We start from the raw sequence: 23,256 nt of genomic DNA, 5'->3' as shown, positions 1-23,256 counted from the left end.
TTCACTCATGACTGCATCCCGCTGTGGAATGCATAAAACCCGCCCCTTCCGGTTGAAACGTCTTTGACCGGTGATAATTTCTCCGGCAAGGCCATGTCCTTCATGCGTTCGCGGTATCCCGGAAGGAACGGAAAACCGATGTCGCGCCTAGAGAAAACCGATGTGCTTGAGGATCCGAACAGCCGCGACCGCAACGGGTCGAATGGCCAAAAGGTGGGGTTGGACGCCGTCAAGCGGCCGATAATCGGGCTCGCTCTCGGCGGCGGCGCCGCGCGCGGCTTCGCCCATATTGGCATTCTCCGCTCCCTGATCGCGCATGGCATCGAGCCCGACGTCGTGGTCGGCACCTCGATCGGCGCCGTGGTCGGCGGTGCCTATGCCGCCGGTCGCCTCGACACGCTGGAGGAATGGGCCCGCAGCCTGCAGCCTCGGAACATCTTCAGCTATCTCGACATCCGGCTGAACGGCTCCGGACTGATCGGCGGCGCCAAGCTGACGGCCCGGCTCGAGGCGTCGCTTGGCCAGATTCGGATCGAGGAACTGCCTCTCAAGTTTGCAAGCGTCGCCACTGAAGTCCGCACCGGCCATGAAATATGGCTCACGCACGGCCGGCTGGTCGATGCGATGCGCGCATCCTATGCGCTGCCTGGAATCTTTGCGCCGATGCTTGTGGGCGATCGCTGGCTGGTCGATGGCGCGCTGGTCAATCCGGTGCCGGTCTCGACTGCCCGCGCTCTGGGCGCCGAGATCGTGATCGCCGCCAACCTTTCCAACGACGTCTTCGGTCACAGCATCACGATCTTCTCTCACGGTGCGAAGAGCGAGCCGCGGGAGAATATCGTCGAAGCTGTTCCGCCAAAACGTGGCTTCGGCAAGTTCTTTTCCGCCGAGCGAACCGTCAAGCGCGAACTGTTCGGAGGCGGCGGCCGCCCCGGTGTCATGACGGTCATGACCGACGCCTTCAACATCATGCAGGACCGCATCACCCGCGCGCGGCTCGCCGGCGATCCGCCGGACCTGCTGATCCAGCCTCGGGTCGGTCAGATTGGATGGTTCGATTTCCATCGCGCCAACGACCTGATCACACACGGCACACGCGCCGCGGATCGTGCCATCGAAGCGATCGTCGAGGCGATCGAGACTCTGGCCCCGCCGTCTCCAAGTCCAGAGGCGGATGCCGGCGCCGACATCTGATATTGCGAGTGCTCAGGCGGTCTTGATGTAGTCGCGCAGGGCCTCCTGCTCGACTTCGAATTCCTGAACGCGCAGCTTGACGACGTCTCCGATGGACACCAGACCGACCACCCTGTCGTTCTCCACCACCGGCAGATGCCGGAATTTTTCCGCCGTCATGACTTCCATGAGGTGAGCGACCGTATCCGACAACCGGCAACTGACCACCTTGCGGGTCATGGCGGCACTGACCGGTTCGTCGAGCGCAGCGGCGCCGCGCGCGTGGAGCGCATGTACGATGTCACGCTCGGACAGGATGCCGTCGATGCACCCTCCCGTCATGACGAGGACGGAACCGATCTGCTGGTCCGACAGAATTTTCACCGCAGCCGAGAGCTTGACGTCGGGCTCGACGCTGACGACCTGGTGACCCTTGGCGCTGAGAATGGCACATACTGTCATTGTCGCCTCCTGCGGAGGAGATCGCGCGGTAGCGATGCGCAATCGTCGCTCTCAGGCGACAGTCGAACGTTCGATTTTTCGCGCGCGAAACGGCGAAACGTTTTCTTCACGCGAAACGAATTTCACTTCGCCTGAATAAACAGCGATGATGGATGAAATCTCTCAGCACCGCAAGCAGGCTGTTAGTCGCAAGTGCGCGTTACGGGACCCGATCCGCCCCGCCGGACGGCTCACTCGCCGCATCATGCGGTGGACGCGGCACGGGATCGAACAGCGAAAACAGCACGAGGCCCGCCAGAAAGCCTCCGATATGGGCTTGCCAGGCGACGGAGCCCGGCTCGGCGCCGATTGCGACCGATCCCATCCCGAAGATGATGTTGATGCCGAACCAGATCGCGAGAAACGCCAGCACACGCGGATTCTGCAGCGCGCGCATCAGCGACAGCGCCGGCACCTGGGCAGCAGCGACGGCATCGTCACTGCGGAACGACAGGAAGCTGCCGCGCACGAAAGCAAAGCGGATCGCCGCCGCCATCGCACCGGACACCGATGCCGATGCACCGATCATCGGCGCTATGCTGTGCTCGTGGCTCAAAAGATGTGCGATCGCGCCGGCGACGGCAGTCACCGCCATGAAAAGAAAAAACCTGAGGCCGCCGAAACGACGCGCCACCGCGCTGCCGAACGGCAGCAGCCACAGCACGTTGAAGCCGATGTGACTGAGGTTGGCGTGCAGCAGCGAATAGGTCACGAAAGTCCAGACCTTGGCGCCGCTTCCTCCCGGGAATGCCGTCGGCAAAAGACTGGAATCGTATCGCTTCGGGATAAAGCCGAACGCCTCGATGGTCCAGTATTCCAGTTCGGGCGGAAGCGCCGACCAAACGACATGAACGATCGCAAGCAGGCAGATATAGGCGGTCAGCGGTCCCGGCAGAGTCAGAATCGGCTCACGCCGCGGTTCGGGCGGGATATCTGAGGGAAAGTTTGGCGGAGAGTCCAAGGGCTGCGACCTGTCGGCTCAAGCGGGCGATGGGCCGCAACCGGCGGCTCGGGCGGAGCAGGCAAACGATGTAATCGGACTGACGAACAATACCGCCGGACGGTGCTGCAACATCACTCGCTCTGTTGCTTGGGGCCGAAAACGCGTTTCAGTCCTTTGTAAAAGAGCACCAAAGCGGTCAGGGCCGCCGCGCCTTTCAGGAACAGGATCAACATTTCCTGCAGACTTCGGGCGCTGTGATCCCTGTCTCTTTCCTTCCCCGTAGGGACGACCTCTTCCTTTTCCGTGGAGGCCTCGCTCGGCTGAGCGGCGGGCGGGTCGACGGCCTCGGAAGCCGGGGCGGCGTCCTTGCTCGGGACGGCCGCTTTTTCTCCTTCAACAGCCTGATCCGGAGTGGCGGAGCCACCGGAACCAGCCGCGAGACAGGCCGATTGAAGGCCGATCACTACCCCTAGAACGGACATCCAAAAGCGCAAGACTTTCCCCGCCTGTCTCATCCAGCGTTTGCCTCTGCCATCATCGAGTACGGGATAAGCGCCGAATTATGCTCTATCCGTCTCATGCCATTACCATTTCGGCCGGCATTGGTGCCGGATCGACGCCACCAATACCTCAATCCTGCCCTTGCTGTCGATCTTGGCGACGGCGATGACGAAGCCTGCAGGCGTCCACCGCGTGGATCAAAAAATTAAAGGGAGGGTCTGAGAAACCCTCCCTTATGTCTCGATTGTTTCGCGGGAGGATTCCGCCGCACGAATTTCGGTGAGGCCGAAATCCGCAAATACCGCGTGTGCCGGCAAGACCGGAGCAGTTCGACACGTCGCCGCCGCAACCTGGAGAAAAAACGGCGGAAAACCAGCGGCCGGATCATATCCGCTTTTAAGATCTCCCCACGCCGATAGTTAATTTAACGTTAACGACACAAAGACCCGCGTTGAGGTCGTCCAGAACCGCCTGCGGCATGGACGCTGCAACACCCCTCCTGCACAACAGAAACGGAACAGCAGTGCCCTCAAACCGGACAGAGATGTCCGTATGGCGCTGAGTCAGGACGGTTAAGCCATGAAGCACCCATCGAACCGGGCGTTCTATGCCTACTGGGACGAAAAGCGTGACGGCGAGCGGGCTCCCGACCGGCGCGAGATCGAGCCGGCCGCGATCCGCGAACTGCTCGGAGACATCTTCGTGCTCTCCTGTGAACCGAAGCTCAGCTATCCGTTCCGTGTCGCGGGAACACGAGTCTGCGCCCTGCTCGACCGCGACCTCAAAGGGCAGGACTTTGCCGCCCTGTTTGACGCTGCAAGCCGCGCCGAGATCACCGATATGCTCGGCATCGTATCCGAAGAACTCCTCGCCGCCGTCGCCGGCGTAACCGCAACAGCGCGGGACGGATCGATCGCGCATCTCGAACTGCTGCTGCTTCCCTTCAATAATCGCACCCACTCGCCCATGAGCATGACCGGGCTTTTGGCGCCGGTCCAGCACAACGGGCAGCCGCTCGGCGAGTTCGCCCTCACCTCGTGGCGTTACATGAACCATCCCCCGCAGCGCTTCATCCCCCGCGCGCTAAAGAAGCTCGCGATCGCCCGCGGCTTCATGGTCTACGAAGGGCTGCGCTGACCCGGACCGATCCAGGGTTGTGCTGAGCTGTCGGGGTATTATTATACTTGCGTTAGGGGTTTTCCGAGTAGAAAGGGATTTTGTTACCGTTGCTCGTACCATGCGAGCGGTGCTGTCCGTGTCGCCAGAGCCAGAACATCGTCATGCTCGTGAATTATGTCACTGACGAACCTGGGAAGATACCGGCGATCCGCGCGATGCTGGAGCCGCAATTCCACATTGTGCCGCAAGTTCTGCAAAGCGACGACACGCAGACCGGCGCCAGCGGCATGCTGATGGTCGATGCCGACCTGCGCAAGAAGGACTGCGTCGAACGGATCAAACGCGTCCTGCGAGTCAAGCGGACGAACCCTGAAAAGATGTTCGTCGTTCCTGCCCATCTTCAGGTCATGATCGCACAGGCCTACGCGCTCGGCGCCACCACCGTGGTGTCGCGCCCGCGCGAAATCATTTCGAAACTGATCCAGTTCGCGAATGACGAAAAGGCGGACCACAACGACGCCGATAGCGCCTCGCCGGAGACAAAGAACAGCGCGATGGCCTTTGCGTCGATGTTCTCGACAGCACAGGAGGGCAACCCGGTTAATCTGGCGGATGCCGAATATGCCACGTCGCAGATCATCACGAATATCGCGCGAAACGGTTTCAACCGGTGGCTCGATGAAATCCGCCGTCACCACGAAGGCACGTTTCAGCATTGTCTGCTGGTGACGGGAATAGCGGTGGGCTTTGCCCTTGACCTCGGCTTTTGCGAGGTCGACGTGAAACGGCTCGGACTTGCGGCAACGCTTCACGACATCGGCAAGGCACGCATTCCCCTCGCCGTACTCGACAAGCGGGGAGAACTGACGCCGGCCGAAGAAGAGATCATGCGGTGCCACCCCGTGATCGGATACGACCTGCTGAAAGGCATACCCAAGATCAGCAGCGAGGCACTCGACGGCGTCAGGCACCACCACGAGTATCTCGATGGCTCCGGCTATCCGGATGGCCTTGCGGGGTCCGAGATCAGCGATCTCGTCCGGCTGTTGACGATCTCGGACATTTTCGCGGCGCTGATCGAACTCAGGCCCTATCGGCCGGCGATGTCGCGGCCGGATGCCTACAAGATCCTCTGCGGCATGGACGGCAAGCTGGAAGGCGCTCTGGTAAAGGCGTTCCGGAGTGTCGCACTTAACGGCACGAAACCGTCAGCCCGATCGCGATAGTTGGCAACCGCCGCGCTCACCGCCTGAAAGTATCGCCAGCGGGCCGGTCCGCAATGGACAAATCGATCCAATCGGTCAAAACTCGGTGGCGACTCGACCGTCCCGAATTTTCGCGTGGCACACATCCCTACCGTTCTCGTCCTGGATTCCGGCCTCGGCGGTCTCACCGTGCTGCGGGAGATCGTCAAGGTTCTGCCCGGCGCGCGCTACGTGTATGTCGCCGATGACGCCTTCTTTCCCTATGGCCATCACAGCGAAGACGAGATCATCGCCCGCGTGGTGCCGCTGGTCGGCGAACTGATCGCCGCCCACGCCCCCGACATCGCGGTGATCGCCTGCAACACGATGTCGGTCTCGGTGCTGGGACCGTTGCGCGCCGCCTATTCCGTGCCGTTCGTCGGCACGGTTCCTGCGATCAAGCCGGCCTGCGCGGCATCGAAGACCAAGCGCGTTTCGGTGCTCGGCACCCGGGCGACCGTGCAGCGCGAATACACCCAGGCGTTGATCCGCAATCACGCACAGGACTGCACTGTGACGCTGGTCGGCGCGGCAAACCTCGCCGCGCTTGCGGAGGACGCCCTGCGCGGCAAAACCGTCGCCGACGCCGATATCCTGAGCGAGATCGCGCCGTGTTTCGTTACCGCCGCTGACGGTGGAGAGTTGCGCACGGACGCCATCGTGCTCGCCTGCACGCATTACCCGCTGCTGCTGGATCGGCTGATAAGGCTTGCGCCCTGGCCGGTAGCCTGGATCGACCCGGCCCCGGCGATTGCCCGGCGCGTCGTCGATCTGCTCGGTCCGGGCGACGACGGCGGTCGCGAACTGTCGCCCGAATTGATCTTTACCTCGGGCCGCTCTCACCCGCTGACCGACGCGCTGGCGCCGTTCTTCGGGGGTCGCGTTCCGGCCTAAGTACGCTTTCGGTTTTTCCGTGTGCCTACTAGCTTTACCGGACAGGGAGAACTGCCATGAGCAAAAAGATACTGGCTGGACTGAGCATCGCCGCACTGCTGTGCGCGAGCGCGGCGCTTGCACAGGGCATCAAGCGCACGCCACTGCAAAAGATCGAATTTCCCGAAGGCTATCTGACCGTCACCGGTCTCGCTGAAATCGGCCCCGGCGGCTCGGCCGGGCGCCACACCCATCCCGGAATCGAGACCGGATATATCCTCGAGGGCGAAACCGACCTCCTGATCGACGGCAAACCGCCGCTGCATCTGAAGGCCGGCGATTCCTATTCGATTCCGGCCGGGGCCATCCATGACGCCAAGGTCACAGGCGACAAACCGCTGAAGGTCCTTGGGGTTTACATCGTGGACAAAGCCAGGCCGCTGGCCTCACCCGCCAAATGACGCATCAAACCAGGAAGCTGAAGCAAACACCTGCCAACCCGGTTACAGTGCAGACGACGTGACTGGGTTGAAGTGCGTTACTTTTGATGGGTTCCAATCGTCCGGATGAGGTCACCAAGCGGTTGGGTAGCCGCTTGTCCGGCGGCTTTTCCGATATCCGAAGCCGCCTTGAACAAGCCAGAAACTTGTTGAGCGGTTTCGCCAATCTTACTGCCACCGCTCACCATTTCGAGATCAGCATCGTTCAACACTGAGATCATAGTCCCGCTCCGTTGCTCTGGCGCTGTGCACCGTTGATGTGAGCTGACTATGCCGACGGGGCAAAGGTACCGCTGTGATATGGATCACATAGCAAGCCAAGCTGGGCCAAGCACCAGGTTCTCTCACTGAACACCCCTGCTCCGCGGTGTTCGTGCACGATCGTCCGAAACGGCCCGAAACGGACATTTTCGACTTTAAATCGCTTCCGCTTTGGTTTGACAGAACTCCGGTTTATACCTAGAAGACACCTGCGCGCGGGCCGATTTCGGCCCGCGTTGCGTTTCGCGACCCGTGGTCCTGTCCATCAAGCTTATGGGCCGGATCTGTCGGCGGCAGATTTGGCACGATCCCGAAAGCGGTTTTCCGATTTTGCGATCATGCCCGGATCATCCGCACAGGAGGGCGCGTCTCCTCAACCGTAACTTGACAAGAGGACGCGATGACTAAGCGCAGTGAGGCGAAGTACAAGATCGATCGCCGTATGGGCCAGAACATCTGGGGCCGCCCGAAGAGCCCCGTCAACAAACGCGAATACGGCCCCGGCCAGCATGGCCAGCGCCGCAAGGGCAAGCTCTCCGACTTCGGCACCCAGCTCCGCGCCAAGCAGAAGCTCAAGGGCTACTACGCCAATATTTCCGAACGCCAGTTCTACGCGATCTACGTCGAGGCGACCCGCATGAAGGGCGACTCCGGCGAGAACCTGATCGGCCTGCTCGAGCGCCGCCTCGACACCGTGGTCTATCGCGCGAAATTCGTGCCGACGATGTTCGCCGCCCGCCAGTTCGTCAATCACGGCCACGTCAAGGTGAACGGCCGCCGCGTCAATATCCCGAGCTATAAGCTCAAGGTCGGCGACGTCATCGAGGTCAAGGACGCCTCGAAGCAGCTCGCGCTGGTGCTGGAAGCCAACCAACTCGCCGAACGCGACGTGCCCGACTTCATCGACGCCGACCACAACAAGCAGGTCGCGAAGTTCGTTCGCATCCCGCACCTGACGGACGTGCCGTTCGCGGTGCAGATGGAGCCGCATCTGATCGTCGAATTCTATTCGCGCTGATTTCTGCTGCCGCGATTCAAAAAAGCCCCGGATGTCCGGGGCTTTTTTCTTGTCACAGGGAGCTGCGGATGAGGGCGTTCTCGAGCGAAGCATATCCTCGGGCTCGACCCGAGGATGAATAGTGGCTCGCGTGAGAGAACGCGTCCAAATCAAAATCATGGAGCCTGCTTCCGATTATCAAGCGGAAAAGACTCTAGTCGTCGTCCCGTTCGCTCTTGGTGATTTCACCGCTCTTCGGGTCGACATGAAGATCGTAACGGACGCCCTTGAGATCGGCCTCAAGTTCCCAATGGCCGTCGTCGGCCTCGACCTTGCCGAAGTTGGTGTATCCCTTGGCCGTCAGCTTCTGGATGACCTGATCCGCGGGGATCCAATCTGCCCCCGGCTGGTCGGCATGGGCAAGGCCGGCAGCCGCCATGGCCGTCGCGATAGCGACATATCGTATTTTCATCCCATGATCTCCCTGCAACGAATTGGCTTGCACGAGAACAGCCGTTCGTCGTCAGGGTTCCTCATGCTGCGACGTCACGCCTCAGCGCCGCGAGCGATCACAGATGGAGCGACACAGGGAACCGCACGCTGACGTCATGCGCCGCGAGCAATCCGAATCCTCGCCGCGGCGATGGATCGCGCCATCACCGCCGATCAGACCCATTCGCTGCCTCGACGATCGCGTCAGTATTCAACGCCATGATTCAGCACCATGACGTCCGCCGCGATAATCCCGAGCGCAGGGATCAGGAGGGTGTCTGGCCCAGTCGTCAGGCCGACGCCGGGGCGTTGAAGGTGATGCCCTTGTCGGAGAACAGCTTCTGCAATTCGCCGGCCTGGAACATCTCGCGGACGATGTCGCAGCCGCCGACGAACTCACCCTTGACGTATAACTGCGGAATCGTCGGCCAGCTCGAATAGGCCTTGATGCCGTCGCGAAGGTCCGGAGATTCGAGCACGTTCAGGCCTTTGTAGCCGACGCCGACGTGGTCGAGAATCTGAACCACCTGCCCCGAAAAACCGCACTGCGGAAATTGCGGCGTGCCCTTCATGAACAGCACGACGTCGTTCGACTTCAGTTCGGTCTCGATGAATTCCTTAATGCCCATCATCACATCCTTATAGCCGTAAGCATATAGCCGCACGTTCAGAGGGCCGCGGGCGACCCTCCAGTTAGCATAGCTATAACCCGAAACCGTTGTGTAATAAAGTAAATTGCCGGGGAGCTGCCATGCGCGGTCCTGCCGTTTTCTCTCATTGCTTCAAATCATAAGTCGGCCCGTGTCGTTCGCTCCGGCGTAAAACCTCATATAGGTTGCGGAGTTGACTGTTCTGCGGAACCCATCCTCCGGAGTAACGTTCTCTCCGAAACCGGAGATGTCCGTGACGAAACCAGCGTCTGCCGCGACCGTGACGGCCATTTCGAACCTGCCGCTATTTTCCAGTTCCGGAACGCTGGCCAGCCGATTGACGGAAGCCTTTCTCGCGGTTCGGGGCGAAACTGAGCGGCGCGCGGAGCCGCTGTCGCCGGAAGATCAGATGGTGCAGTCAATGCCGGACGCCAGCCCGGCGAAATGGCACCGCGCCCATACGACATGGTTCTGGGAACAATTCCTGCTCGGCCAGCACAGTCCCGGCTACGTGCCGTTCCATCCTGATTACGCCTTCCTGTTCAATTCCTATTACGTCAGCGCCGGCCCGAGATATGCCCGCGCCCAGCGCGGCCACATCACGCGGCCGGGCGCCGAGGAGATCACCGCCTATCGCCGGCACGTCGATGCCGCGGTCGTCAAATTCTTCCACGACGCGAACGACAAGATGCTGGCGGGGCTGGCCCCGCTCGTCGAAGCCGGCCTCAACCATGAACAGCAGCATCAGGAACTGATGCTGACGGATATTCTGCACGCGTTCGCGCAAAATCCGACATCACCGTCTTACAATGCGGCGTGGCGTTTCCCGACGCCTGTCGCAGGCGCCGGAGGATGGATCACGCTGAACGAGGGCATCCACACCGTCGGACATCAAGGCGGCGGCTTTCATTTCGACAATGAGAAACCGGCCCACCGCGCCCTCGTGGGGCCGGTGAAGCTCGCGCGCAATCTCGTCACCAACGCCGACTGGCTCGCCTTCATGGACGACGGCGGCTATCGCACCGCGACGTTGTGGCTGATGGACGGTTTCGCCGCAGCCACCGAGCAGGAGTGGGAGGCGCCGGGCTACTGGCACAAGACCGGCGGCGGCTGGCAGGCCATGACCCTTGCGGGCTTGCGGCCGGTCGATCCCGACGCGCCGGTCTGCCATGTCAGCTACTACGAGGCCGATGCGTTCGCGCGCTGGAGCGGCAAGCATTTGCCGACCGAGATGGAATGGGAGGTCGCCGCGCGCGCGGGACAACTCGACGACGCGTTCGGCACCGTGTGGCAATGGACGCGAAGTCCATACGCGCCCTACCCCGGATATCGCGCGGACCGGGGCGCGCTCGGCGAATACAACGGCAAGTTCATGGTCAACCAGTTCGTGCTGCGCGGCTCTTCGCTGGCGACACCGGAGGAGCACAGCCGTGTCACCTACCGAAACTTCTTCTATCCGCACCACCGCTGGCAATTCACCGGTCTGCGCCTCGCGGATTACGACACCTGATCATCGTCAAACCCGAAATGCGTCGCGGCGCGCCAAGGAGGCTGTCATGAATCTGCACGCTGCCGCTTCGGCCGGGACAGTTCCCGACCAGACGAGACCGGCATTCGCAAGCGACGCCATCGCAGGGCTGACGCAACATCCGAAACAGATTCCGCCGAAATATTTTTATGACGCCACGGGCTCCGAACTGTTCGAGCAGATCACGCGGCTGCCGGAATACTATCCGACCCGCACCGAGCTTGGCATCCTGCGCGAGCGTGCAGCGGAGATCGCTGCGATCCTGCCCAAGCACGCGGCGCTGGTGGAGTTCGGCGCCGGCGCCCCCACCAAGGCGCGGCTGCTGCTGGAGGCATGTGAATTCGCCGCCTACGTGCCGGTGGACATCTCGGGAGACTTTCTCAACGCGCAGGCGCGAGGACTGCGAAAGGACGTCCCGCACCTGCAAATCCATCCGGTGACCGCAGATTTCACCGCGCCGTTCGTTCTGCCCGATCAGGTCCGGGCGATGCCCAAGGTGGGCTTCTTCCCCGGCTCGACGCTCGGCAACTTCGAGCCCCACGAAGCCAGCCGCTTTCTGCGCGGAGCCTGCAGGATTCTCGGCGAAGGGGCGCATATGCTGATCGGCGTCGACCTCGAGAAGAACGAACGGGTGCTGTACGACGCCTATAACGATGCCGCCGGGGTCACGGCGCGCTTCAATCTGAACATGCTGGCTCGCATCAACCGCGAACTCGGCGGCAATTTCGACCTGTCCGCATTCACCCATCGCGCGATCTACAATCGCGAACGCCACCGGATCGAAATGTATCTCATCAGCAAAAGGCCGCAGACCGTCCGTTTGCAGGGCCGCAGCATCCCGTTCCGCACCGGCGAGAGCATTCACACCGAAAGCAGCTACAAATACAGCATCGATCGCTTCACCGCGCTGGCGAAGGGCGCGGGCTGGACGCCGATCGCATCATGGACCGATCCCGACGGAATGTTTTCGGTTCACGCGCTGGTATGCTGAACCCAGGCGTCGCGTCCTACGCCGCGTCCCGATGCGAATCGGATCCCAGCGAGATCGCCTCCCACGCCGCCACGATCATCAGGACCGCCGCCGCGATTGCCGCGAGCGACAGCGGCGTGAACCGCGAGGCGAACGGTATCAGCGCGACGAACAGGCCGATACCGACCAGGTGGGAAAGCTGATAGATGCCGCGGATCGCATGCTTGAACAGGATCGTTCCGATCAGGTAGAGCAGCGGGCCGCCGACGATGCTGAGCGTTTCCTTGGCCCCGACATGCCCGCCCGGATGCGCCAGCAGCAACTCGTCGCCGACGGCGGAGACGATGATCCCGGCCATGACCGGAAGATGCAGATAGGTATAGGCCAGCCGCGCCAGTCGCCCCGAATCCGACGATTGCGAAATGTGTTCCGATCCGGCTTCGGCTCCGAGATGGAAGTAGACCCACCACATCGCGATGCTGCCGACGAGCGCCACCACGAAGGCGCTAACCGTGGTCACCGTCCATGCCGCTTCGGCGAAGGTTGCCCCGGTGACGACGATGGACTCGCCGAGCGCGATAATGATGAACAACGCGCAGCGTTCGGCCATGTGGCCGCCCTCGACCTCCCAGTCCTGCGTGGTCGAGGCGCCGAGGCGTGGCGTGTGAAACCGCATCGCCGGACCGGCATATTCGATCGCGAGCGCAACCAGCCATAATGCGATCCGGATATTGCCCTCGACCAGTCCGCCCGCGATCCAGAATACCGCGCTCGCGACGAGCCAGATCAGGATGCGAATGAAGTTGTTGCGCTGGCCGACCGCGGTCGTCGGCACCGACCAGAGAAAGAACAGCGTACGCCCGACCTGCATCACGGAATAGGCGGCCGCGAATATCAGACCGCGATTTTCGAAAGCTTTCGGGATCGAGGTCGACAGCAAGAGGCCGGCGAGCATCAACCCGAACAGCATGATCCGCACCGGCGCGCGGTCGGGATCGAGCCAGTTGGTGGTCCAGGACGTGAAGACCCAAACCCACCACACCGCCAGCATCAGCATGGTCACTTGCAGCACGCCGAGCGGCGTGAAGTGCGTGAGCAGTGTGTGGGAGATTTGCGTGATCGCGAAGACGAATACCAGGTCGAAGAACAGTTCGACGTAGGTCACACGATTGTGCTGATGAGGGCTGCGTTCCCGCAGAAGCCTTCCATCGTCGTTGGCGCGCGGCATCAACCCCTCTGCGACGGCGCGTCGGGAACTACTCCGGAACGCCGGTCTGCAACGCCAGTGCGTGGAGCACGCCGCCCATCTGTCCCTTCAGGGATTGATAGACGATCTGATGCTGCTGCACGCGGGACTTGCCGCGAAACGACTCGGAGATCACGGTGGCCGAGTAATGGTTGCCGTCGCCGGCAAGATCCTGGATCGTCACCTGGGCGTCCGGAATAGCCTCCTTGATCATCGATTCGATTTCCCGCGCTTCCATCGGCATCAGAGTGTCTCCCAAATCCGCCACATACCGGAATCGCCGCGACGGCAGTTCAACTTAATATGGCTATCTCGTCACGTCACGCAGATCGATCCCATACTCGCACGAACTTTGCCAATCGCAAGAGCGAAGGTAACCGCGAGACGCAGCACCGGTTTATGGCACGTACTGCGTGTTGCGAGCTGCGGTCACCCTTTTCCGGCCATATAGTCCGGCAGCCAGCTTTCAAAACCGTGCTGCAAGGCCTTGACGGCGACGGCGCGCTCGGCGGCGATGGCGATCTCGCGTCCGCCGGTCAGGCCGATCTGGACGCACGGCACCCCGACCGCCCTGAGCTTGGTGAACACGCTTAGCAGATCCCTTTCATGCACGGTGACGATGTAGCGCGCCTGATCCTCACCGAACCACCAGGCATGCGGCACGATCGCTTCCGGCGCGGCATCGAGAACAGCACCGATCCCGCTCGCCATCGCCATTTCAGCCAGCGCCACCAGGAGTCCGCCGTCGGAGACATCATGCACGGCCGTGGCGGTGCCGGCGTGGATCATGCCGCGCACCACATCGCCATTGCGCCTTTCCGCTACGAGGTCGACCGGCGGCGGCGCACCCTCCTCGCGGCCGCAGACGTCACGCAAATACACCGACTGGCCAAGCCAGCCTTGCGTCTCGCCGATCAACAGGATCGGATGTCCCTCGGCCTTGAAGGCGAGCGACGCGGATTTGGTGAAGTCGTCGAGCAGGCCGACGCCGCCGATCGATGGCGTCGGCAGAATGCCGCGGCCGTTCGTCTCATTATAAAGGGAGACGTTTCCGGACACGACGGGAAAGTCCAGCGCAGTGCAGGCATCCGAAATACCCTTCAGGCAGCCGACGAACTGGCCCATGTTCTCTGGCCGTTCCGGGTTGCCGAAGTTTAGGTTGTCGGTGATCGCCAGCGGCCGCCCACCCACCGCGGTGATGTTGCGCCACGCTTCCGCGACTGCCTGCTTCCCGCCTTGATAAGGATCGGCCTCGCAATAGCGCGGCGTCACGTCGACCGTGAGCGCAAGCCCCTTCGGCCCGTCCAGCACACGCACGACGGCCGCGTCGCCACCCGGGCGCTGCACGGTATTGCCGCCGATGACGTGATCGTACTGCTCCCACACCCAGCGCTTCGAGCAGAGTTCCGGCGTCGCGATCAGTTTCTCCAGCGCGTCGGTGACCGGCAAAGGCGGCGCGACATCACGGGCATGAACGACGGGCAGTTGCGGAGAAGGAACGTGCGGCCGATCGTACAAGGGCGCTTCCGATTCAAGCTCCTTGATCGGCAGGTCGGCCATCACGTCGCCGCCATGCTTCACCACGAAACGCTTGCTCGGCGTGGTGGTGCCAACGATAGCGAAATCGAGGCCCCACTTGCGGAAGATCGCCTCCGCTTCCTTCTCCTTCTCGGGCTTGAGCACCATGAGCATGCGCTCCTGGCTTTCCGAGAGCATCATCTCGTAGGCGCTCATGCCGATCTCGCGCGTCGGCACGCTGTCGAGATCGAGGTCGACCCCGAGGTCGCCCTTGGCTCCCATTTCCACCGCCGAACAGGTCAGCCCCGCCGCGCCCATGTCCTGGATCGCGACAACGCATCCCGCATCCATGATCTCAAGGCAGGCTTCCAGCAGCAGCTTTTCGGCAAAGGGATCGCCGACCTGAACGGTGGGGCGCTTCTCCTCGCTGTCGTCGTCGAATTCGGCCGACGCCATGGTCGCGCCGTGAATGCCGTCGCGGCCGGTCTTGGAGCCGAGATAGACGATCGGCATGTTCACGCCGGACGCAGCGGCATAAAAGATCTTGTCGGCGTCAGCGAGGCCGACCGCCATGGCGTTGACGAGGATGTTGCCGTCATAACGGGTGTGGAAACGCACCTGCCCGCCGACGGTCGGCACCCCAAACGAGTTGCCGTAACCGCCGACGCCGGCCACAACGCCCGAGACCAGATGCCGTGTCTTCGGATGTGACGGATCGCCGAAACTCAGCGCGTTGAGGCAGGCGATCGGGCGCGCGCCCATGGTGAAGACGTCGCGCAGGATGCCGCCGACGCCCGTGGTCGCGCCCTGATAGGGCTCGATATAGCTCGGGTGGTTATGGCTCTCCATCTTGAATACCACCGCCTGCCCGTCGCCGATGTCGATGACGCCGGCGTTCTCGCCCGGCCCCTGGATCACCCACGGCGCTTTCGTCGGCAGTCCGCGCAGATGGATGCGCGAGGATTTGTAGGAGCAATGCTCGTTCCACATCGCGGAGAAGATGCCGAGTTCGGTGAATGTCGGCGTCCGGCCGAGCAGCTTGAGAATGCGCTCGTATTCGTCCGGTTTGAGACCGTGCGAGGCGACGAGTTCGGGTGTGATCGAGGGTTCGTTACTACGCAAAGGCTTATTCACGCCACCCGCTCCAGATGCGCCACCAGCCCGGCGAACAACCCGCGCCCGTCGGTGCAGCCCATGATGTCTTCGACGTGATTTTCCGGATGCGGCATCATGCCGAGCACGTTGCCGCGCTCATCGATGATGCCGGCGATCGATTGCGCTGCGCCGTTGATATTATGCGTATCGCCGACCTCGGCCGACGGCGAGCAATAACGATAGAGCACGCGGCCCTCGCCTTCGAGGCGGCGGACGGTCTCTTCATCGGCGGCGTAATTACCCTCGCCATGGGCGACCGGCACGCGGATCACCTGCCCGGCATTGTAGCCGCGCGTGAACGGCGTATCGGAGCGCTCGACCCGCAGGTGCACATCGTGGCAGATGAACTTCAGCCCCGCGTTGCGCATCAGGATTCCCGGAAGAAGTCCTGACTCGCACAAAATCTGAAAACCGTTGCAGACGCCGAGCACCAGTCCGCCTCGAGAAGCAAAGGCGCGCACCGCGTCCATCACCGGCGCGCGCGCGGCGATGGCGCCGCAGCGAAGATAATCGCCATAGGAAAACCCGCCGGGCACCACGACGAGATCGGTACCCTCAGGCAGCGAGGTTTCCGCGTGCCAGACCATGGCGGGTTCGCGCCCGGACACGAGCCGCAACGCGCGCGCCATGTCGCGCTCGCGATTGATGCCGGGAAAGACGAGGATTGCGGACTTCATGTCGTGCGTCGCCTAGCCGAGAACCTCGACGCGATAATTCTCGATTACGGTATTCGCCAGCAACTTGTCGGCGGCGGCCTTGAGCACGGCCTCCGCCTTCGCTTTGTCAGCGCCGGCGAGCTCGATGTCGAACACCTTGCCCTGCCGCACGCTAGCGATGCCGTCGACGCCGAGCGACTTCAGCGCGCCCTCGATCGCCTTGCCCTGCGGATCGAGAATGCCGGTTTTCAAAGTAACGGTGACGCGCGCTTTCATCCCACCCTCGTCATTCCGGACGATCCGCACAGCGGATCAATCCGGAATCTGCCCCAACGTCCGGATCCGGGTTCGACGCTCCGCGTCGCCCCCAATGACCGACGGGATCAACCCTTCACCAGCACCGGGCCGGCGCCAACCGGCCGCTCGTTTTCCATCAGGATGCCGAGCCGCTTCGCAACCTCGGTGTAGGCTTCCACCAGCCCGCCGAGATCGCGGCGGAAGCGGTCCTTGTCGAGCTTCTCGTTCGACTTGATGTCCCACAGCCGGCAGGAGTCGGGCGAGATTTCATCGGCGACGACAATCCGCATCATCTCGTTCTCGAACAGCCGGCCGCATTCCATCTTGAAATCGACCAGACGGATGCCGATGCCGAGAAACAGCCCGGTGAGGAAATCGTTGACTCGGATCGCCAGCGCCATGATGTCGTCGATCTCCTGCGGGGTCGCCCAGCCGAACGCCGTGACATGTTCCTCGGAGACCATGGGATCGTTGAGCTGGTCGTTCTTGTAATAGAACTCGATGATGGAGCGCGGCAGTTGGGTGCCTTCCTCGATGCCGAGACGTTGCGACAGCGACCCCGCCGCGACGTTGCGGACCACGACCTCGAGCGGCACGATCTCCACCTCGCGGATTAACTGCTCACGCATGTTGAGACGGCGGATGAAATGGGTCGGCACCCCGATGTCGTTGAGGTGCTGGAACAGGTATTCCGAAATCCGGTTGTTGAGGACGCCCTTGCCCTCGATCACCTGGTGTTTCTTGGCATTGAACGCGGTCGCGTCGTCCTTGAAATGCTGGATCAGTGTGCCCGGCTCCGGTCCTTCATAAAGCACCTTGGCCTTGCCTTCGTAAATGCGACGCCGACGGCTCATTGGGATGTACCGTGTGTTGTTGAAATCCATGAAGTTGGTGTGCTCCGAGCATTCGATGTGACCCGTGGCGGAGCTGCCGCGAAGGCCGGGATCTTGAATTACACAGGAAACAGAACAAGAACCGAGCCTGCCCGCAACCTAGCCGATTGAACCACCCCGCACAATCAATTCAGGCCTTTACCGGGAAGTTTTACCCCGCTCCCCCTGCGACCTTGCGCCCGTTGTTCCCGGATCGACCAATCTTTATCTAGGTTGTTGAACCGGCTGCGGCAACGTGGCCGCTCACGGCTTCTTCATCGGCAACGGAACCCGGAGCCTGGCCATGACCACATTCGACAAACGCGAAGAAGGTTTTGAGAAGAAATTCGCCCTCGACGAGGAGCAGAAATTCAAGGCCGAGGCCCGCCGCAACAAACTGCTGGGATTGTGGGTTGCGGAAAAGCTCGGCATCTCGGGCGACGCCGCCGGCGCCTATGCCAGGGAGGTCATCGCCGCCGACTTCGAGCAGCCGGGCGACAACGACGTCGTTCACAAGGTGATGCGCGACCTCTCCGCCAAGGGCGTCGCGCTCACCGAGCAGCAACTCCGGGTCCAGATGGACGCCCTGATGGCCGAGGCCATCGCGCAAGTGAAGGCAGGGACATAGCGGCGCGGGATTTTTGCGCTATTTCAGGGTAATCCGGAACGTCATCGTTCCGTTGATCGTAAAACCTTCCTGCTGGGCCGGGCCATATTGACGGCTGGAATTGATGTTGCTGTTGACCGATTCCAGCCGGCAGTCGCTGGCCAGCGTCGCCTTCAACAGATCGCATTCCCGCGCGGCTGTCGCATAAATCGACTGCCGGGCTTTTTCCCGCAACTTTTCCGCCTCGCTACTTTCGCCGGACGGACCGGGCACAAAAAAGCTCACCGTGCTCTGGACGCGCACAAAGCCATCCTGACGATGCTGCACTTCGATCTGCTCGGCACTCCGCCGCGCGAGTTTGTCGAGCACTGGCGATTGCGCTGCGGCGGCTGTCCCCACCAGCAACGTGCCGGCAACAACGGCAAGCAGACTACGGCGTGTCATATGGCTTTCCTCGCGTGCAATGTTCCGTACGCGGGAATAACGACCGGAGCTTGTCATTTGAACAACCCGGCCAGCGGAAATGCCGGCCTCGTGTTCAGGGCATGTTAACCGAAGGCGCCTGCATCACACTGATCCGTCCGTCACGGCAACGACCGGCGCTGTCACTCCTCCTTGAAACCGTATTCGAGGGTATTCCCGGTCGCGCCGTAATACTTGAACGGCAGGAACTTGCCGGACATGCCGATCTTGACGCGATCGCCCTTGGGATTGGCGACGCGCGCGATATCCAGGTCGAAGTCGATCGCCGACATGATGCCGTCGCCGAACTCCTCCTCGATCAGCGCCTTCAGCGCCGGTCCGTTGATCATGACCAGTTCGTACAACCGATAGATCAAGGGATCGGTCGGCGGCATCGACGTGCCCTGCCCTCGCATCGGCACCTCGTTGAGCATCGCGATTTCCGTCTTGGAGAGGCCGAACAGCTTTCCGGCCGCCGCAGCCTGTGGCCTGGTCAGCTTCATGTGGCCGAGCAGCGCGCTGACGATCAGGATTTCCGAAAACCCGCCGATCTCGCCGGCGATGTATTTCCAGCTCCATTCCTTCTCGCGCTTGATGTCGAGAATCTTTTCGGTGAGGTCGGAACGCTTCATCATGTCCTCCCGTCTGAAAACGTCTGGGACAATGGCCAAGCAATGCCCGTGCCATGGACGAGGCAGCGATTGACCTGAAAAATCGGCGCGGGCGGCGAGCGACTGACCAGAATTTGCGCAACGAATGCCGCATGAGCGGGCACGCCCGTCGCGCGCGCAAATGCGCCCGAGACGGGACGCGCATCCTCAAGCCGAACCAGCCCTTGCCGTCGCCGGGTTATAGGATTATATTCCGCATCATGGTCCTGCCTCGCACCCCTCCCGCCCTCAACCGCTTCCGCGTCACGCCGGACGAACCCGCCGAGGGCTCGACCGTTGCAGGTCCGCCCGCCGTTGCAAAACGCGGCAGGCGCGGCAGGGGCCGGCCCTATCCGGATGAAACCGTCCGGCGGGTGCGCCACCTGCTCGAGACGACGACGCTCTCGCAGATGGAGATCGCGCGCCGGACGGGCGTGAAGCAGGCGACCATCTCCGTCTGGCAGCGGCATAATCGCTGGTTTCGGCCGCTCGGCGCGCCGCTCAATCCCGCGATCGCCTCGCTCTGGCGCGTTGGCCCGGCCATGAAACTGAGTCTCCTGACCGGCCGGCTCGTGGCGATCGCCGAACGGATGACGCGCGAGCTGGAGGAAAACCCGGACACGGACATCGACAAATTGATGCAGGCGCTGCAGGCCGTGCGAATGGCGCGCGTCACGCTGCAGGGCAACCGGCGCCGCAAGCTGCTGATCGGGCGGGCCCGCACCGGCTTCGAGGTGATGGAAGAAGACGCGGCGATCCGCGCCGCGCTGAAGGAGATGCGCCGCGGCGGCGTCGACCTCCACCGCGCGCCAAAGGAGGCGCTGGATTTGGTGATCGAAGCGAATCTGCCGGTGGAAAAGGATCACCCGGCGTTGAGAGAGAGGAAGAAGAGGCGGCAGCCCCGGCGCAATCGGGAGCATACGTGATTTTTGGAAAAATATTGGGCGTGCCTTAGATGAGACGCGCACTCCGTGCCACACTGAGATGCGCCGCTGCGGCTTCGTAGGAGGTTGCATGCAAGGCGTTGCGGAATGGATTGCGCTTCGCGACCCGAGTTGAGAGATTTAACAAGTCACCAAAAATTGTCGAAACCTATGTCAATAACGCAGAAGAGCATGAAAATCCTATGGGCGAATGGTGCCGGACGGTGTGCGTTCCCAGGCTGCCAATGCCGCCTTTGCACTGACGAAGCAGCAAAGGCTGCGCAATACACCATTGGAGAAATGGCTCACATCTGTGGCGAAAAGCCCGGTGCCAACCGCTATGATGGATCGCAGACCGAGAAACAAAGGAACGATTACACGAATCTTATTCTGCTCTGTCCTAACCATCACACATTGATCGACAGGCCAGAGAATCTGAAAAAATATTCAGTCGAAACACTTCACAAAATGAAATCACACCACGAGGGTTACGTAAACGGGCGATTGGAGATCCGTAGCTTCCAGAACAAGCAAGAGGTTGCTGCTTACGTGTATCCTCTTCTAAAAGAAAATCACAACGTGTTTTTGTCATTTGGCCCCGGATCAGAGGTCGCTCGCAGAAATCCCGATAGTGACGCTCATGGCGTGTGGATGTCTGAAAGGCTCTCGACGATTACTCCTAACAACCGGAAGATCGTGAAAATCATTGAAGCCAATAGCCGGTTATTTGCGGCCGCAGAGCAAGTGGTTCTAAAGAAGTTCTCCCTTCATGCTCGTAGCTATGAAGGATGGGTCACAGATGAGGTGTCGTATGAGGGAGTTGTCCGCTTTCCAGAAGAATTTGACGCTATGATTACAAGATTGGCCGATGTCCGGGTATAGCGACAAATTTCCGTGGCCACCATACTACGGTCACTTCGCGTTTTTCGAACAACGCATGAATGCACATAGTAGGATCGCCAGCCTCAAGGCGCACGGTGACGGAATCTATGATATTACTACCGGCCTTGGAAAGACGCTCAGAATATTCATCTGCGAATGTTACAGTTTTGGTGCCGCTGAATACGTAGAAAGCACCCAAGCTTTGGGCAGACTCGACGCAATCGTAATTAACTCGGCTTGGTGCGGTTACACGATGGTCGCTAAACGCCTCACCCGGAGCGAGAAGGTGGGTTTGTTCACGATTGGAGGTTTCATGTCAGCGCTCAATAAAGCCAACCTATGGGATTACTTAACCGAAGCAGAACATGAGATATTTAAAACGAATGGCTGGTTGTGATGGAGATAGCCGACCTTTATGGATTTGGATCATTCTTTTCTGATCAGAATTCTTCGCCTCGTGATGTCGACCTACTCATCGTGCACCAAAGAATTGATAATTCTTCCATTAATTTTGCTATTCATTGCAAGGCAGCGATCAAGGGTCTAATTCCCTGTGCCGATACCGTTCTGCTATCCACATTTGAAGAGCAAGAATTGGCTTTTCTTCAGAAATGCAGCGGAAAATTTCTAGGGCGACTCACCGACGCTGATCCGAGTGCGCAGCTTAAAGCAATTTTTCGATTTGCCTTCGCATCCTCAACAGGCGGCTCAGTTCGTGGAAAATTTCAATTCGCAAAACGAACGGCATCAGTGATGCGCGATGTCCATGTCCATATCGATCGTGCCTAAAACTTTGCGCCCTCACCAGTCACTACCCTTACCGCCAGATCATCCAACACACCCGCCAAATCCGCCTCCACCGCCACAGCCTCGATCTCCACGACGCGATAGCCGCGTTCGGCCAGCCACGCAGCACGCGTGGCGCGGTCACGGACGATGGCGTCGCTCTCGTTCGCATTGACCAGTTCGATCGCAATGCGCTCGGCGAATGACACGAAATCCGGAATGTGCCGCCCCACGGGTGTCTGTCGCTTGAACAGGCCGGCGAAGCGGCGGTCGCGCGTCAACGCTTGCCACAGGATGCGCTCGGCATCGGTGGGATTTCGTCTGAGCAACCGCGCCAGCCCGCGTACCGTGCTGCTGCTGTCGGCGGATGCTCCCCCCGGCCCCTGCTCGGCCAAGAGCGCCCGCAGCCGCGTCGCCTGCGCGCCGTCGAGCACGCCGCCCTTGGCCGGTCCCTTGCGCCCTTCCGCGATCGCCATGACGACGCCATGGAGCGTGTGCATGTCCTGCTTGGTCGGCTCCATGCGGGTGAAGATGTTGCGCAGGTTCACCAGCATGGTGTCGCGCTTTTCCGGCGGGCGGAGGAATTCCACCTTGTCGAGCTCAGTGACGAGATTGTCGAAGAACGCCTCCATCTGATGTTGCGAGGCCCGCTCCGAACGCTCCGGCATCGCGAACGGCAGTTCGCCCTTCGTCACCAGCTTGAACCATTCGTAGCCCATCAGCAGCACGGCCTGCGCCAGGTTGAGCGAGGCGAAGCCCGGATTGACGGGATAGGTGATGATGCGATCGGCCATCGCCACTTCCTCGTTCAGAAGGCCGGCGCGCTCGCGCCCGAACAAGATGCCGACATGACCACCTGCCGCGATCTGCGCGTTGGCCTCAAGGGCGGCCGCCTCCGGCGCGACGATCGGCTTGGCCTGATCGTGGGCGCGCGCGGTGGTCGCGAACAGCAGCGTGCAATCGGCCACGGCGTCAGCGACCGTATCGAACAGCTCCACCTTGCCGATGATGTGATCGGCGCCCGCCGCCGCGCGCTGCGCCGCGACATTCGGCCAGCCGTCGCGCGGGTTGACGATGCGGAGCCGTGTCAAACCGAAATTGCCCATGGCGCGCGCCGCCATGCCGATGTTCTCGCCGAGCTGCGGCTCGACCAGAATAACGGTGAAGCCGGTCTCGGCGATGCCGGTTTTCGTCCTGTCGGTGCCCGACATCTCGCCTCGTCTTTCCGTTCAAGCCTGAGATTCTGGTTCAAGGGCGTGGTCGCCGCGCTCTCGATTGCGCCTTTCCGGATTTTTCTCAAGTCAAATAACGCACTTATGGAATCGAGTTGAACTTGCAGCGAAGGATGAATGCGGACGGCCAAGTTTCAGTCGGAATTGCCGCGAAAACGTCAGAACATCTGGAAAATCAGTGCGGTAATGCCGCCCATTCGGCTTTCGCCTGCGCCGCC

Annotated in this window: 28 protein-coding genes; 13 read left to right on the top strand and 15 right to left on the bottom strand. The window is 61.3% G+C overall.

All coding sequences use genetic code 11. From position 1 onward, the window contains the following. The first annotated feature begins 138 nt into the window (after positions 1-138). The gene (locus tag ACS3WB_RS12960; protein WP_438275916.1) at positions 139-1,194 is read left to right on the top strand and encodes a patatin-like phospholipase family protein; all 1,056 of its coding nucleotides are present in this window, start codon (positions 139-141) and stop codon (positions 1,192-1,194) included. Positions 1,195-1,206: 12 nt separating this feature from the next. Here ACS3WB_RS12960 and ACS3WB_RS12955 read toward each other — a convergent pair whose 3' ends face one another. From ACS3WB_RS12955 to ACS3WB_RS12945, 3 genes are all read right to left on the bottom strand, one after another. Continuing rightward, positions 1,207-1,635, bottom strand: a complete 429-nt coding sequence (locus ACS3WB_RS12955) for a CBS domain-containing protein (RefSeq protein WP_438275915.1) — start codon at positions 1,633-1,635, stop codon at positions 1,207-1,209. A gap of 199 nt (positions 1,636-1,834) precedes the next feature. Then, complete coding sequence (locus ACS3WB_RS12950) at positions 1,835-2,635, bottom strand: rhomboid family intramembrane serine protease (RefSeq protein WP_438275914.1); 801 nt, start codon at positions 2,633-2,635, stop codon at positions 1,835-1,837. A gap of 113 nt (positions 2,636-2,748) precedes the next feature. Beyond that, entirely contained in the window at positions 2,749-3,132 is a 384-nt protein-coding gene (locus ACS3WB_RS12945) for a hypothetical protein (protein ID WP_438275913.1), read from the bottom strand. 565 nt (positions 3,133-3,697) lie between these two features. On the opposite strand from ACS3WB_RS12945, the gene ACS3WB_RS12940 reads away from it, so the two are divergent. The 4 genes from ACS3WB_RS12940 (at position 3,698) to ACS3WB_RS12925 (ending at position 6,815) form a co-directional block, all read left to right on the top strand. Continuing rightward, positions 3,698-4,255, top strand: a complete 558-nt coding sequence (locus ACS3WB_RS12940; protein ID WP_438275912.1) for a PAS domain-containing protein — start codon at positions 3,698-3,700, stop codon at positions 4,253-4,255. 143 nt (positions 4,256-4,398) lie between these two features. Continuing rightward, on the top strand, positions 4,399-5,463 hold the full coding sequence (locus ACS3WB_RS12935; protein ID WP_438275911.1) for an HD-GYP domain-containing protein: 1,065 nt from the start codon (positions 4,399-4,401) through the stop codon (positions 5,461-5,463). A 114-nt stretch (positions 5,464-5,577) separates the two neighbouring features. Further along, complete coding sequence (gene murI, locus ACS3WB_RS12930; RefSeq protein ID WP_438275910.1) at positions 5,578-6,375, top strand: glutamate racemase; 798 nt, start codon at positions 5,578-5,580, stop codon at positions 6,373-6,375. 56 nt (positions 6,376-6,431) lie between these two features. Further along, complete coding sequence (locus ACS3WB_RS12925) at positions 6,432-6,815, top strand: cupin domain-containing protein (RefSeq protein WP_438275909.1); 384 nt, start codon at positions 6,432-6,434, stop codon at positions 6,813-6,815. Between the two features lie 77 nt (positions 6,816-6,892). On the opposite strand, the gene ACS3WB_RS12920 is transcribed toward ACS3WB_RS12925, so the two are convergent. After that, a complete protein-coding gene (locus ACS3WB_RS12920; protein WP_438275908.1) occupies positions 6,893-7,075 on the bottom strand; it encodes a hypothetical protein in 183 nt (60 codons plus the stop codon). A gap of 440 nt (positions 7,076-7,515) precedes the next feature. On the opposite strand from ACS3WB_RS12920, the gene rpsD reads away from it, so the two are divergent. Further along, on the top strand, positions 7,516-8,133 hold the full coding sequence (gene rpsD, locus ACS3WB_RS12915) for a 30S ribosomal protein S4 (protein ID WP_438275907.1): 618 nt from the start codon (positions 7,516-7,518) through the stop codon (positions 8,131-8,133). 193 nt (positions 8,134-8,326) lie between these two features. On the opposite strand, the gene ACS3WB_RS12910 is transcribed toward rpsD, so the two are convergent. Both ACS3WB_RS12910 and grxD read right to left on the bottom strand, forming a co-directional pair. Beyond that, positions 8,327-8,584 carry a PepSY domain-containing protein gene (locus ACS3WB_RS12910; protein WP_438275906.1) on the bottom strand — a complete coding sequence of 86 codons (258 nt, stop codon included), beginning with the start codon at positions 8,582-8,584 and terminating at the stop codon, positions 8,327-8,329. Between the two features lie 310 nt (positions 8,585-8,894). Next, positions 8,895-9,233, bottom strand: coding sequence for a Grx4 family monothiol glutaredoxin (gene grxD / locus ACS3WB_RS12905; RefSeq protein ID WP_438275905.1), 339 nt, complete (start codon positions 9,231-9,233; stop codon positions 8,895-8,897). Positions 9,234-9,507: 274 nt separating this feature from the next. Between grxD and egtB the strand changes: the two genes are divergently transcribed. Together egtB and egtD are read left to right on the top strand one after the other, a co-directional pair. Beyond that, on the top strand, positions 9,508-10,764 hold the full coding sequence (gene egtB, locus ACS3WB_RS12900) for an ergothioneine biosynthesis protein EgtB (RefSeq protein WP_438275904.1): 1,257 nt from the start codon (positions 9,508-9,510) through the stop codon (positions 10,762-10,764). Positions 10,765-10,810: 46 nt separating this feature from the next. After that, a complete protein-coding gene (gene egtD, locus ACS3WB_RS12895; RefSeq protein WP_438275903.1) occupies positions 10,811-11,773 on the top strand; it encodes an L-histidine N(alpha)-methyltransferase in 963 nt (320 codons plus the stop codon). A 16-nt stretch (positions 11,774-11,789) separates the two neighbouring features. On the opposite strand, the gene ACS3WB_RS12890 is transcribed toward egtD, so the two are convergent. The 6 genes from ACS3WB_RS12890 to purC form a co-directional block, all read right to left on the bottom strand. After that, complete coding sequence (locus tag ACS3WB_RS12890; protein WP_438275902.1) at positions 11,790-12,980, bottom strand: low temperature requirement protein A; 1,191 nt, start codon at positions 12,978-12,980, stop codon at positions 11,790-11,792. Positions 12,981-13,008: 28 nt separating this feature from the next. Further along, positions 13,009-13,242, bottom strand: coding sequence for a BolA family protein (locus tag ACS3WB_RS12885; RefSeq protein ID WP_292611719.1), 234 nt, complete (start codon positions 13,240-13,242; stop codon positions 13,009-13,011). Between the two features lie 185 nt (positions 13,243-13,427). Continuing rightward, positions 13,428-15,650: a phosphoribosylformylglycinamidine synthase subunit PurL gene (gene purL, locus ACS3WB_RS12880; RefSeq protein WP_438275901.1), complete on the bottom strand. Its 2,223-nt coding sequence runs from the start codon at positions 15,648-15,650 to the stop codon at positions 13,428-13,430. After that, positions 15,647-16,348: a phosphoribosylformylglycinamidine synthase subunit PurQ gene (gene purQ / locus ACS3WB_RS12875; RefSeq protein WP_438275900.1), complete on the bottom strand. Its 702-nt coding sequence runs from the start codon at positions 16,346-16,348 to the stop codon at positions 15,647-15,649. The genes purL and purQ overlap by 4 nt, the downstream gene beginning before the upstream one ends. 12 nt (positions 16,349-16,360) lie before the next feature. Then, on the bottom strand, positions 16,361-16,603 hold the full coding sequence (gene purS, locus ACS3WB_RS12870) for a phosphoribosylformylglycinamidine synthase subunit PurS (protein WP_292611714.1): 243 nt from the start codon (positions 16,601-16,603) through the stop codon (positions 16,361-16,363). Between the two features lie 107 nt (positions 16,604-16,710). Next, a complete protein-coding gene (gene purC, locus ACS3WB_RS12865) occupies positions 16,711-17,478 on the bottom strand; it encodes a phosphoribosylaminoimidazolesuccinocarboxamide synthase (RefSeq protein WP_438275899.1) in 768 nt (255 codons plus the stop codon). 322 nt (positions 17,479-17,800) lie between these two features. Here purC and ACS3WB_RS12860 point away from each other — a divergent pair, with 322 nt between their 5' ends. Then, complete coding sequence (locus ACS3WB_RS12860) at positions 17,801-18,124, top strand: DUF1476 domain-containing protein (protein ID WP_438275898.1); 324 nt, start codon at positions 17,801-17,803, stop codon at positions 18,122-18,124. Between the two features lie 18 nt (positions 18,125-18,142). Here the strand turns inward: ACS3WB_RS12860 and ACS3WB_RS12855 are convergent, their stop codons facing one another. After that, on the bottom strand, positions 18,143-18,547 hold the full coding sequence (locus ACS3WB_RS12855; protein ID WP_438275897.1) for a hypothetical protein: 405 nt from the start codon (positions 18,545-18,547) through the stop codon (positions 18,143-18,145). Between the two features lie 161 nt (positions 18,548-18,708). Continuing rightward, entirely contained in the window at positions 18,709-19,197 is a 489-nt protein-coding gene (gene cynS / locus ACS3WB_RS12850; RefSeq protein ID WP_438275896.1) for a cyanase, read from the bottom strand. Between the two features lie 53 nt (positions 19,198-19,250). On the opposite strand from cynS, the gene ACS3WB_RS12845 reads away from it, so the two are divergent. The 4 genes from ACS3WB_RS12845 (at position 19,251) to ACS3WB_RS12830 (ending at position 21,809) form a co-directional block, all read left to right on the top strand. Continuing rightward, positions 19,251-20,141, top strand: a complete 891-nt coding sequence (locus tag ACS3WB_RS12845; protein ID WP_438275895.1) for a hypothetical protein — start codon at positions 19,251-19,253, stop codon at positions 20,139-20,141. A 189-nt stretch (positions 20,142-20,330) separates the two neighbouring features. Then, positions 20,331-21,020, top strand: coding sequence for an HNH endonuclease (locus ACS3WB_RS12840; protein ID WP_438275894.1), 690 nt, complete (start codon positions 20,331-20,333; stop codon positions 21,018-21,020). A gap of 55 nt (positions 21,021-21,075) precedes the next feature. Next, positions 21,076-21,417 carry a hypothetical protein gene (locus tag ACS3WB_RS12835; protein WP_438275893.1) on the top strand — a complete coding sequence of 114 codons (342 nt, stop codon included), beginning with the start codon at positions 21,076-21,078 and terminating at the stop codon, positions 21,415-21,417. After that, complete coding sequence (locus ACS3WB_RS12830) at positions 21,417-21,809, top strand: hypothetical protein (protein ID WP_438275892.1); 393 nt, start codon at positions 21,417-21,419, stop codon at positions 21,807-21,809. Before ACS3WB_RS12835 ends, ACS3WB_RS12830 begins: the two co-directional genes overlap by 1 nt. Here ACS3WB_RS12830 and ACS3WB_RS12825 read toward each other — a convergent pair. After that, entirely contained in the window at positions 21,806-23,017 is a 1,212-nt protein-coding gene (locus tag ACS3WB_RS12825; protein ID WP_438275891.1) for a TrmJ/YjtD family RNA methyltransferase, read from the bottom strand. The two genes, ACS3WB_RS12830 and ACS3WB_RS12825, sit on opposite strands and share 4 nt — an antisense overlap. Positions 23,018-23,256 lie beyond the last annotated feature (239 nt).

Source organism: Nitrobacter sp. (assembly GCF_051535215.1).
Classification (GTDB): Bacteria; Pseudomonadota; Alphaproteobacteria; order Rhizobiales; family Xanthobacteraceae; genus Nitrobacter.
Note: the sequence above shows the minus strand (reverse complement) of the source record. Positions and strands in the feature narration are given on the sequence as shown.